This window comes from Nocardioides sp. CFH 31398 (assembly GCF_022436705.1).
Taxonomy (GTDB): Bacteria; Actinomycetota; Actinomycetes; order Propionibacteriales; family Nocardioidaceae; genus Nocardioides.
The window spans coordinates 1-9,866 of the sequence record NZ_JAKUHT010000023.1; the positions used below are offsets into that span (position 1 = coordinate 1).

Consider the following 9,866-nt stretch of genomic DNA (forward strand, 5'->3'; position numbering starts at 1 on the left):
CCGCGCCCCCGCGGGGCCGCCGCGCGCCCCGGGGGGGGGGGGGGGGCGGGGGGGGGCCCCCCCCCCCCCCCCCCCCCCCGACCCGGGGCGTCGTGGTCGGCCGCGGAGACCAACGCGGTCAGCACGTCCTTGGCGTCGGACACCATCAGGTAGGCGAAGCTCGGCGAGCAGAACGACGTCGGCAGGCGCAGGTGCACCTCCAGGGCGTCGTCGTCGCGGAACGTCACCGACTGGACGAAGCCCAGGTCCGTGATGGGCTCGTCGAGCTCGGGGTCGAGGACGACGTCGAGCGCCGTCATCACCTCGTCCCGGGTCAGCCGCCCGGTCGTCTCGGGGGTGAGCGTGCTGGTCACTGCCACTCCTCTCGGTGGGGCGGTCCGCTCAGGCCGGCTGCAGGTCGGGGTCGACGGCCTCGGTGTCGCGCGGACCCGTGGCGGGGGCACCCTCCTCGGGCAGCTGGAGCTCGGCCGGCACCGGGATGTCGTACATCTTCGCGGCGTTGAGACCGAGGATCTTCTTCTTCTGCGCCGTGGTGATCGGGGCGTACTCGGTCATGTCCTCGGGGATCTGGAAGTCGACGAACTTCTCGACGAGCCACTTCGGCGTCCAGATCGCGTAGTCGGAGGAGAACTGGATGCGGTCCTCGCCGATCCAGTACAGGAGCTCGCCCATGATCTGCGCGAAGTAGCGCGGGCGGGTGTGGATGAACGGCATCGCGACCGCGAGGCCGCCGTGCACGTTGGGCTCCTGGGTGGCGATCCAGCAGAAGTCCTCGAGGCGCGGCAGGCCGACGTGCTCGACGATGAAGTTGAGGTCGGTGAAGTCCGAGGCCACGTGGTCGACGTCGGCCACGTCGAAGGCGTCACGGTCCAGCGGGCGGATCGTCGGGCCCTTGTGGATGTGGATGTTCGTGATGCCCAGCTCGCGGCACAGCTCGAAGTACCGGTAGGCCCAGGGGTCGTCGAGCTTCCAGCCGCGGGACTCGCCGTGCCACTCGGCCGTGTAGAGCTTGACGCCCTTCAGGCCGTACTTCTCCGCGTCCGCACGCAGCTGGTCGAGACCGGCCTCGCCGTTGCGGGGGTCGAAGTTGTGGTTGTAGGTCAGCTTGTCGGGGTGCTTCGCGGCGAGCTGCGACGCCTCCTCGGACTGGCCGAAGCCGGACTTGTAGAACTCGTGCAGGTAGGCCGGCTGGAAGATGGCGTGGTCCGCGTAGCCGTCGGTGAAGACGTCCTTCATCAGACGCTCACCGCCCTGGTACAGGTACTCGTCGTAGGTCCAGACCTCGGACTCCGGCGAGAGGTTGCGGTGGTAGTCGTAGAAGCAGTCGATGAACTGCTTGCCGTGGATGTTCTTCTGGTTCTCCTCGCGGGCGTCCCACAGGGCGATGTGGGCGTCGACGATGAAGTACTTCTCGCCGTCCTTCGTGTACATGCAGCCTCCTCGGGATCGCGCGTGACGGCTGTCACGGCGGCACGTCCCGGACGCTACGTCCGCCACCACCGGATGCGACCCCTCGCGCTGTCTCACTCTGAGACGTAACCTCGGTCACACGCCGTCAGTCCCTCCGACGGCGTCCTGGGGGTTTCCATGAGCCACAACCACCTCTCGCGCCACGCGCCGGTCGACTGCGACTGCGCGGACGGCGTCCCCGCGCGCCTGCGGGCCTCGTGGCTGCGCAGCGAGGAGTACGGCGTCCCCGCCGACGAGGTGCAGCCCGTGTTCTCCGGGCGGGTCGAGGAGACGTCGTTGTTCCAGCGCTGCGGCGCCGAGGTCCTCGCCGACCTGCACCGCACGCTCGGCGCCGAGCCGGTGAGCCTGATGCTGACCGACGCGGACGGCGTCGTCCTCGAGCGGCGCTCGGGCGACGACGACCTGCTGAGGGAGCTGGACGCCGTCCACCTCGCCCCCGGCTTCAGCTACGCCGAGCGCGAGGCCGGCACCAACGGGCTCGGGCTCGCGCTGGCCGACCGGATGCCGACGGTCGTGAGGGCCGAGGAGCACTACTCGCACAGCCTCGCGGCGTACACGTGCGCGGCGACGCCGGTGCAGGACCCGCGGACCGGCCACCTGCTCGGCGCGGTCAACCTCACGACCTGGTCGCGGGAGAAGAGCGACCTGCTGCTCGCCCTGTCGCAGTCGGCGGCGGCGACGACGTCGGCGCTGATGCTCGCCCGGTCCGGCGCGGACGGCGGACGCTCCGCCACCCGGTCCCCGCTCTTCCGCGTCACCGCCCCGCGCCTCGAGCCCGGCGCGGGCACCCTCGCGGACCTGGGCGGGGCCTGGAGCGACGCCTCGGCCCGGGCCGTCTCCGCGCTGCGGGACGGGCGGATCGTCACGGTGGTCGGCGAGCGGGGCGTCGGCCGGGCCACGCTGCTGGCCCAGGCCGAGCGGCAGATCGCACCGCGGGGGCGCATCCTCGCCGCCTCGGCGCCGGCCCCCGAGGACGTCGAGGCGTGGCTCGACCTGTGGAGCCCCGAGCTGGCCAAGCCCCACACCTCCGTCGTGGTGTGCGGCGTGGACGCGCTGCCCGCGTGGGCCGCCGAGCGGCTGCGCGACCTCGTGCTGTCGGCCCGCGCGACCAGCCCCGCGGACGGCGCCGGCCGGGTCGCCATCTCGATGACGGCCGAGCGTTTCGAGGACGTGCCCGCGCCCCTGGCCGGTCTCGTCGAGACCCTGCTCGACCTCCCGCCGCTGCGGGAGCGGACCGCCGACGTCCTCCCCCTCGCCCGACACGCCGCGTGGCGGGCCCGCGGCCGGGAGGTGGGCTTCACCCCGGCCGCCGAGCGCGCCCTGTCCGACCACGCGTGGCCCGGCAACGTCACGGAGCTGGTGGAGGCGGTCCGCGCGGCCGCGACCCGGACCGACCTGGTCGACGTCCGCCACCTGCCGCCGTCCCTGCTGACGCCGGCGGGTCCGCGCCTGTCGCGCATCGAGGCCTTCGAGCGCGACGAGCTGATCCGGGTGCTGTCGCGCCCCGGCACCTCGATGCAGGAGGCCGCCGACGAGCTGGGCATGTCGCGGGCGACCGTCTACCGCAAGGTCGGCCGCTACGGCATCCGCGTGCCGAAGGCCTGAGCCGCGCCGCGCGGCGGCGGGTCGCGCGGCTTGCCGATAGGTGGCGCTGGGCACACTAGGGGCATGGCCGGTGACCGCGACGAGGGTGGACGTGACCTGACGCGGAAGGCCGCCGCCCGCACGGCGCGGCTCGCCGCCCTGCCCGTGACGTACGCCGGGCGCCGCGCCGTCGGCTTCGGCAAGCGGCTGGGCGGACGACCCGCCGAGGCCGTCATGACCGAGGTGCAGCAGCGCACCGCCGAGCAGATTTTCCGCACCCTGGGCCAGCTCAAGGGCGGGGCGATGAAGATGGGGCAGATGCTGTCGGTCCTCGAGGCCGCGCTGCCCGAGGAGGCCGCCGCGCCGTACCGCGACGAGCTGACGAAGCTGCAGGACGCCGCACCCCCGATGGCCACCCGCACGGTCAAGGACATCCTGGCGCGCGAGCTCGGCGCCGACTGGCAGGAGCGGCTGACCTGGCTGGACGGCGGCCCGAGCGCCGCGGCGTCCATCGGCCAGGTGCACAAGGGCCGGTGGCACGACGGGCGCGAGGTCGCGGTCAAGGTGCAGTACCCGGACGCCGCCACCAACCTCCGCGCCGACCTCAAGGCCCTGGCGCGGCTCGCGAAGAGCGTCGGGCCGCTGTTCCCGGGCATGGAGCTGGGCCCGCTCGTCGCCGAGCTTCAGGAGCGGTCGTCCGACGAGCTGGACTACCCGCTCGAGGCCGAGGCGCAGCGGGTCTTCGCCGAGGAGTTCCGCGACGACCCCGAGATCGTCGTCCCCGACGTCGTCGAGGTCTCCGAGACCGTGCTGATCACCGAGTGGATGGACTCGGCGCACTCCCTGGCCCGCACCATCGCGGAGGGCACCACCGAGGAGCGCGACCACTACGGCGAGCTGTTCTCCCGCTTCCTGTTCTCGGGCCCGTCGCGGACCGGGATGCTCCACGCCGACCCCCACCCGGGCAACTACCGCGTCATCCCCGCCGAGGACGGCGGACCCGGCCGGCTCGGCGTGCTCGACTACGGCGCCGTCGCCCGCCTCCCCGACCGCGAGCTGCCGTCCGCGATGGGCCGCCTGATCCGCATCGGCGGCGAGCAGGACGACGAGGCGCTGCTGCGGGGCCTGCGGGAGGAGAACTTCGTCCGCGACAAGGTCGACGTCGACCCGGCGCAGGTCCTGGAGTACCTCTCGCCGTTCATCGTGCCCACGATGGAGGAGCGGTTCCGCTTCAGCCGGGCGTGGATGCGCGAGGTCTTCCAGCGCATCAACGACCCGCGCAACCCGGCGTTCAACGTGGCGCTGAAGCTGAACCTGCCCCCCTCGTACCTGCTGATCCACCGGACGTGGCTCGGCGGCATCGGCGTCCTCTGCCAGCTCGAGGCGGAGGCGCCGTTCCGAGCCATCCTCGAGGAGTGGCTGCCGGGTTTCGCGGACGAGCCGGCCTAGACCGGCTCGCAGTCGTGGCCGCACGCGGAGTCGGTGGGATCGTCCGCGTGCTTGGCCGGGCGGTGCAGCACGGCCGTCGCCGGGGTGACCCGCGCCTGGCCGTCGGGGCCGCCGACGACCTCGGCCTCGCCGTCCACCAGCAGGGTGAAGCCCTTCGGCTGCGCCGGCGGCAGGATCAGGGTGACCGCCGGGTTCGCGGCGATGTTGGCGGTGGACCCCTTGCCGGGGCCGTCGAGGACGACGACGCCGTCCTCGACGCGCGGCTCGACCGTCACGGCCTTCACGCGGCCGTCCTGGCCGACGGTGACGAGGTAGCCCGGCGGGTGCTGGGCGACGGCGTCGGCGAGGTCGGCGAGGTCCACCTGCTTGCTCATGGCGCCACCGTACGTCGGGACGAGGGCGTCGGCACGGGGGCTCAGTCCCCCGTGACGCCGTCGACGGCCTCCCGGAGCAGGTCCGCGTGGCCGGCGTGGCGGGCGTACTCCTCGACGAGGTGCACCAGCACCCACCGCAGGCTGACGCGCCCGCCGTGCCCGCCCGTCCGCGCCACGAGCCGGTCGAGACCCTCGGGCCCGGTGACGAGGTCGTCGAGGAGCGCGTCGCAGCGCTCCACCGTGCGGGCGTGGAGCACACGGACCGCGTCGGGGTCGTCGTCCGCGGCGGAGTGCCAGTCCCAGTCCTCGTCGTCCGCCCAGGGTGCGGAGGCCCATGGCTCGACCTGGTCGTGCCCGGCGGCCATGTAGCCGATCCAGTGCTGCTCGACGAACGCCAGGTGCTTCAGCATCCCGCCGAGCGTCATCGTCGACGGCGGCAGCGGGTGGTCGAGGGCCGCGGCGTCCAGCCCGTCGGTCTTCCGGCGCAGGACGACGCGGTAGAAGTCGAGGAAGCCGCGCAGCACCTCGACCTCGCTCCCGGCGATCGGCGGTTCCGGCGGCGTCTCGGTCACGAGGCCATCCTCACCCCGCGACCGCCGGGCCGCGAGCGGGTTTCCCGCGGCCCGCCGGGCGGATGGTCCCCCACGCTCCGACCCTCCCCGGGCCGGATCCAGGGTCATGACGTCGGGGACTACCCGGCGGACGGTCACCCGCGGCGCGCCAGGCGGATAGTCCCCCACGCTCCGACCCTCCCCGGGCCGGATCCAGGGTCATGACGTCGGGGACCACCCGGCCGACGGTCACCCACGGCGCGCCAGGCGGATAGTCCCCCACGCTCCGACCCTCCCCGGGCCGGATCCAGGGTCATGACGTCGGGGACTACGGGCGGTCGGCGGGAGGCTCGCTGCGCCCGCACCTCAACCAGCGGTGGCGGGCGCGTCCACCCAGGACGAGCCCGCGGGGTCCGCCGAGGCGGAGCCGCCGGTGAGGGTGGCGACGCGGGCGTGGAGGTCGTGGACGGCGTCCGGTCGGACGCCGAGCCGCAGGGTCACCGCCTCGGCCCAGGCCACGTCGAGGACGGCGACCCCCGCGTCGCGCAGCGAGGCCTCGACCCGACCGGCGTCGGCGTGGGGCAGCGTCAGGGTCAGCTCGGTGAGGCGCAGCCGTCGACGGCTGCCGGCCGCGTCGAGGCCCGCGCGCGCGGCGTCGCCGTACGCCCTGACGAGGCCGCCGGCGCCCAGCAACGTGCCGCCGAACCACCGGGTCACGACCACGACGACGTCGGAGAGGCCCGATCCCCGGACCACCTCGAGGATCGGCGCGCCGGCGGTCCCGGCCGGCTCGCCGTCGTCGTGGCTGCGCTCGATCGCGCGGTCGGGGCCGAGGACCCAGGCCGAGCAGTGGTGGCGGGCGTCGTGGTGGGCGCGGCGCAGTCCCTCGACCACGGCCCGGGCGGCGTCCTCGTCCCCGACGCGCTCGACGGTGGCGAGGAAGCGGGAGCGCGTCACCTCGGTCTCGGCGGTCGACGCGCGCGCCGGCACCAGGTAGGCGTCGGCGCTCACGCGACGCCCAGCGCCCGGAGGCCGGCGGTCGCCCCGACCGCGAGCACGACCGCGAGCACGAGCGGTGCGCGGAGCAGGAGTGCGAGGCCGCCGACGGCGACGCCGCCGGCCGTGGCGCCGATCCGCAACGCCCCGCCGTCGGCCAGGGCGGTCGTGACGACCAACGCGGCCAGGAGCGCCGACGGCAGCAGCGTGATGACCCCGACCATGCGGGGCGGGAGCCGGCGGGAGCCGAGGACGAGCGGTCCGGCGCCCTTGATCAGCGCCGTGATGAGCGCGACGAGCCCGATGAGGAGCCACACCTGGGTCGTGCTCATGCGCCACCCCCGGCCCGTCGTCGCAGGCCGACGAGCGCGACGGCGGACGCCGCCAGCACCGGGACCCCGGGCGGGGTCAGCGGGATCAGGACCAGCGCGACGAGGGCCCCGGCGGCCGCGATCGCCCGGGAGCCGGTGCCGCGCAGCTCACCGATCAGCAGCGAGAGGAAGAAGACGGGGAAGACGGCGTCGAGACCCCAGCGGTCCACGTCACCCAGCAGCCCACCGCCCCAGGCGCCGAGAGCGGTGCCCGCGATCCACAGGACGTACTGGGGGGCCGACGACCCGAACAGCAGCCAGCGGTCGAACGTGCCGTCGCCGTTGTTCGCCATCGCCCAGGAGGTGTCGACGACGGCCTGGCCCTGCGCGGCGCGGGACAGACGACCGCCGCGCAGGGAGGGCGTGAGCGCGAGACCCATGGCGAGGAAGCGCGAGCTCATCAGCCCCGAGGCGAGGACGGCGGGCAGCAGGCCACCTCCGCTGCCGATCACGGTGACGGCGGCGATCTGGCCGGACGCGGCGTACACCAGGGCCGACATCACCAGCGCCTGCAGCGGGGTCAGCCCGGACTGGACGCCGACGACGCCGAAGGACACCCCGACCAGGCCGACCACGACGCCGATCGGGACCCCGACCCGCAGGCCGCGACGGAAGGACGCGCGGTCCTCCGGGTCGCGTCCGGGCTCGGAGGTCGGGCCGTCCGTCGTCATCGCGGCCCATCATCGCGGACCGCGTCCGCTCCCGTCCGGGCGGTCGTCCCGCCCCGTCAGGAGGCGGCGGCGTTGTTCGACGCGCGGTGCAGGACGACGCTCGACGGCGTCAGCCGGACCTGGCCCGGAGGGAGGTCGCGGCGCCGGTCGGCGACGGCGTCGACCAGCAGGGTGAACCCGTCGGGCTCGGCGGGCGGCAGGATGAAGGTGACGTCCCGGTGGGCCCGCAGGTCGCTCAGCAGCCCCGGGCCCGCGCCGTCCACCACGACCTGACCGTCCTCGACCCGCGGCTCCACGCTGGACGTCCGGACGCGGCCGCGCCGCGAGACGGTCACGAGGTACCCGGGCAGGTGCTGGGCCACGGCCCGGTCCAGGTCTCCGAGGTCAACGGCGGGACTCATGGGTTGACAGTACAGGCGTTTTGTTGCTGGGTACACAGGTGTTGTGGTCGGGACCACACCCCCAGGGGTGCGCCCGCCGTCACCACCGCCCCCACCGCAGGCGGGGGTCGGGTCGGGTCGGCCCCGCGGGTCGCCCCGGGCCGGGCGGCGCCGGTGACCGGCTGAGCGCCGTCGGGAACCTGTCCGCTGTCTAGCATTGCCCCCGGACCGCGCACGGAGGGAGCCGACTGTGTCCTACACCTACGACGAGCAGCTGATCGACGCCGTCGCCGTGCGCCGCCAGCGGCTGACCGCGGCCCTGATGTTCGGGCCGGACCGGCTGCGCCGGGAGTGGCACGACCGCATCCGTCCGTTCATCGGCGGGGCCCTGCTGGCCGCGGTCATCGCGGCCGGCTGCGTGGCGACCTCGTTCGTCCAGCAGCTCTTCGCCGAGAACCCGCCCGGCGGCGTGCCCACGGCCCCGGTCACCCCGTCCCCCCAGAGCCTGCCGACGCCGGCCGGCGGCGCCGCCGACCAGGACGCCGGGGCGGCCGCGTGAGCACGACCGACCGCGGCACCACCCCCTACGTGCGCGCCACCGTGCTCGGCAGCCACCGCAACGCCGACCTGGCGCTGCCGACGGACCAGCCCGTCGCGACGCTGGTGCCGACCCTCCTCGACCTGCTGGGCGAGCCGCCGGCCTTCGGGCGCCACGAGGTCGTCACGGCCGCCGGCGTGGTCCTCGACCCCGAGGGGAGCCTGGCCGACGCGGCCGTCCTGGACGGCGCCGAGCTCCGCCTGGTGACGTCCGGGGAGGCCCCGCCGGCGCCCCTGGTCTACGACCTCGTCGAGGTCACCGAGGCCGCGTCGCCCCGCGGGCGCTGGACCCCGTCGGCGCGCCGCTGGGTGTTCTCCCTCGTCGGCGCCCTCGTCCTGGGCGCCGCGGCGCTCCTGGCCACGGACCCCGGGCCCCGGGACCTGGTGCTGTGGACGGCGGTCGGCGTGGCAGCGGTCGCCTCGGCGGGGCTGAGCCGGGTCGCGGTCGAGCCCGCGTGGTCCCTCGGCGGGCTCGCCCTCGGTCTGTACGTCGGGTGGCTGGCGCTCGCCGTCGAACCCGCCGGACCCGACGCGGCGTGGTGGGGCGTGGCCGCCCTGCTGGCCGTCGGCGTCGTGGGCTGGTGCACGGGCGCCCTGCTGCCCGCCGGTCTCGCGGCGGCGACGTTGGTCGGCGGTGGACTGCTGGCCCTCGTGGCGCAGGCCCTGACCGGACGGGACGTGCTGACCGCCGGGGTCACCGCCACCGCCGCCGTCCTGCTCCTCGGCCTGGTCCCGCGCCTCGCCCTCGCGGCGTCCGGGGTCTTCTCGTCGGACGCGACCGTCGTCCGCGGCGGGGAGGTCCGCGTCCGTGACGCCGACACCGCTCTCGCCCGGGCCCACCAGGGCCTGACCGGCGGCGTCGTGGCGCTCGCGGTGGTCGCCGGGCTCGCCGGCCACCGGCTGGTGACGGACTCGGGGCTCGAGGTGTGGCCCACCACCCTCGCCGGACTGGTGTGCGCCGCCGTCGTCCTGCGCGCCCGCCACTTCCCGCTGGCCGCGCAGCGCGCCGCGCTCTGGACCTCGGCGGCCGTCGTCCCCGTGGCCCTCGCGACGCTCCTGGCGGCGGACGACCCGGACCTCGCCTGGCCCGTCGCCGCCGTCCTCGCGGCCGTCGGCGTGGGCGTCGTCGCGGCCGCCCTGGTGACCCCCGGGGAGGTCCTGGCGGCCCGGGGGCGGCGGGTCGCCACCCGGGTCGAGGGCCTCGTCGTCCTCGCCCTCCTGCCCGTGCTCGTCGGCTGCTTCGGGGTCTACGGCGACCTGCTGGACACCTTCGGATGAGCCGGCCGACCCACGAGGGGGCGTCGCGATGAGCCAGGGCTCCGGGTCCTGGGAGCAGGACGTGCGACGGCGGCTGCAGAACCCGCCGTCCGACCCCCCGCGGCCCGACGAGGACGGGACCGAGGACACCACCCGGGTCAGCCCC

The 9,866-nt window shown here is 75.1% G+C and carries 12 protein-coding genes; 4 read left to right on the forward strand and 8 right to left on the reverse strand.

Going from position 1 to position 9,866, the window contains the following annotated elements:
- Together MJ876_RS16700 and MJ876_RS16705 are read right to left on the reverse strand one after the other, a co-directional pair.
- Positions 1 to 353: iron-sulfur cluster assembly protein (locus MJ876_RS16700; protein WP_240238044.1), on the reverse strand; the 353-nt coding region annotated here is incomplete at its 3' end.
- 28 nt (positions 354 to 381) lie between these two features.
- The gene (locus MJ876_RS16705) at positions 382 to 1,431 is read right to left on the reverse strand and encodes an amidohydrolase family protein (RefSeq protein ID WP_240238046.1); all 1,050 of its coding nucleotides are present in this window, start codon (positions 1,429 to 1,431) and stop codon (positions 382 to 384) included.
- Between the two features lie 156 nt (positions 1,432 to 1,587).
- On the opposite strand from MJ876_RS16705, the gene MJ876_RS16710 reads away from it, so the two are divergent.
- Together MJ876_RS16710 and MJ876_RS16715 are read left to right on the forward strand one after the other, a co-directional pair.
- Positions 1,588 to 3,075 (forward strand): GAF domain-containing protein, encoded by a 1,488-nt coding sequence (locus MJ876_RS16710; RefSeq protein ID WP_240238049.1) that lies wholly within the window; start codon positions 1,588 to 1,590, stop codon positions 3,073 to 3,075.
- 63 nt (positions 3,076 to 3,138) lie between these two features.
- Positions 3,139 to 4,503 carry an AarF/ABC1/UbiB kinase family protein gene (locus tag MJ876_RS16715; protein ID WP_240238051.1) on the forward strand — a complete coding sequence of 455 codons (1,365 nt, stop codon included), beginning with the start codon at positions 3,139 to 3,141 and terminating at the stop codon, positions 4,501 to 4,503.
- On the opposite strand, the gene MJ876_RS16720 is transcribed toward MJ876_RS16715, so the two are convergent.
- From MJ876_RS16720 to MJ876_RS16745, 6 genes are all read right to left on the reverse strand, one after another.
- Entirely contained in the window at positions 4,500 to 4,877 is a 378-nt protein-coding gene (locus MJ876_RS16720; protein ID WP_240238052.1) for a pyridoxamine 5'-phosphate oxidase family protein, read from the reverse strand. The genes MJ876_RS16715 and MJ876_RS16720 overlap by 4 nt on opposite strands.
- A gap of 41 nt (positions 4,878 to 4,918) precedes the next feature.
- A complete protein-coding gene (locus MJ876_RS16725; RefSeq protein ID WP_240238053.1) occupies positions 4,919 to 5,449 on the reverse strand; it encodes a DinB family protein in 531 nt (176 codons plus the stop codon).
- A 345-nt stretch (positions 5,450 to 5,794) separates the two neighbouring features.
- Positions 5,795 to 6,439, reverse strand: a complete 645-nt coding sequence (locus MJ876_RS16730) for a YigZ family protein (protein ID WP_240238054.1) — start codon at positions 6,437 to 6,439, stop codon at positions 5,795 to 5,797.
- A complete protein-coding gene (locus tag MJ876_RS16735; RefSeq protein WP_240238056.1) occupies positions 6,436 to 6,756 on the reverse strand; it encodes an AzlD domain-containing protein in 321 nt (106 codons plus the stop codon). Before MJ876_RS16735 ends, MJ876_RS16730 begins: the two co-directional genes overlap by 4 nt.
- Positions 6,753 to 7,466 carry an AzlC family ABC transporter permease gene (locus MJ876_RS16740; RefSeq protein ID WP_240238057.1) on the reverse strand — a complete coding sequence of 238 codons (714 nt, stop codon included), beginning with the start codon at positions 7,464 to 7,466 and terminating at the stop codon, positions 6,753 to 6,755. Before MJ876_RS16740 ends, MJ876_RS16735 begins: the two co-directional genes overlap by 4 nt.
- Positions 7,467 to 7,522: 56 nt before the next feature.
- The gene (locus MJ876_RS16745; RefSeq protein WP_240238058.1) at positions 7,523 to 7,867 is read right to left on the reverse strand and encodes a hypothetical protein; all 345 of its coding nucleotides are present in this window, start codon (positions 7,865 to 7,867) and stop codon (positions 7,523 to 7,525) included.
- Between the two features lie 229 nt (positions 7,868 to 8,096).
- Here MJ876_RS16745 and MJ876_RS22320 point away from each other — a divergent pair, with 229 nt between their 5' ends.
- Complete coding sequence (locus MJ876_RS22320) at positions 8,097 to 8,405, forward strand: hypothetical protein (protein ID WP_240238059.1); 309 nt, start codon at positions 8,097 to 8,099, stop codon at positions 8,403 to 8,405.
- Positions 8,402 to 9,721, forward strand: a complete 1,320-nt coding sequence (gene eccD / locus MJ876_RS16755) for a type VII secretion integral membrane protein EccD (protein WP_240238062.1) — start codon at positions 8,402 to 8,404, stop codon at positions 9,719 to 9,721. Before MJ876_RS22320 ends, eccD begins: the two co-directional genes overlap by 4 nt.
- The last annotated feature ends 145 nt before the right edge of the window (positions 9,722 to 9,866 follow it).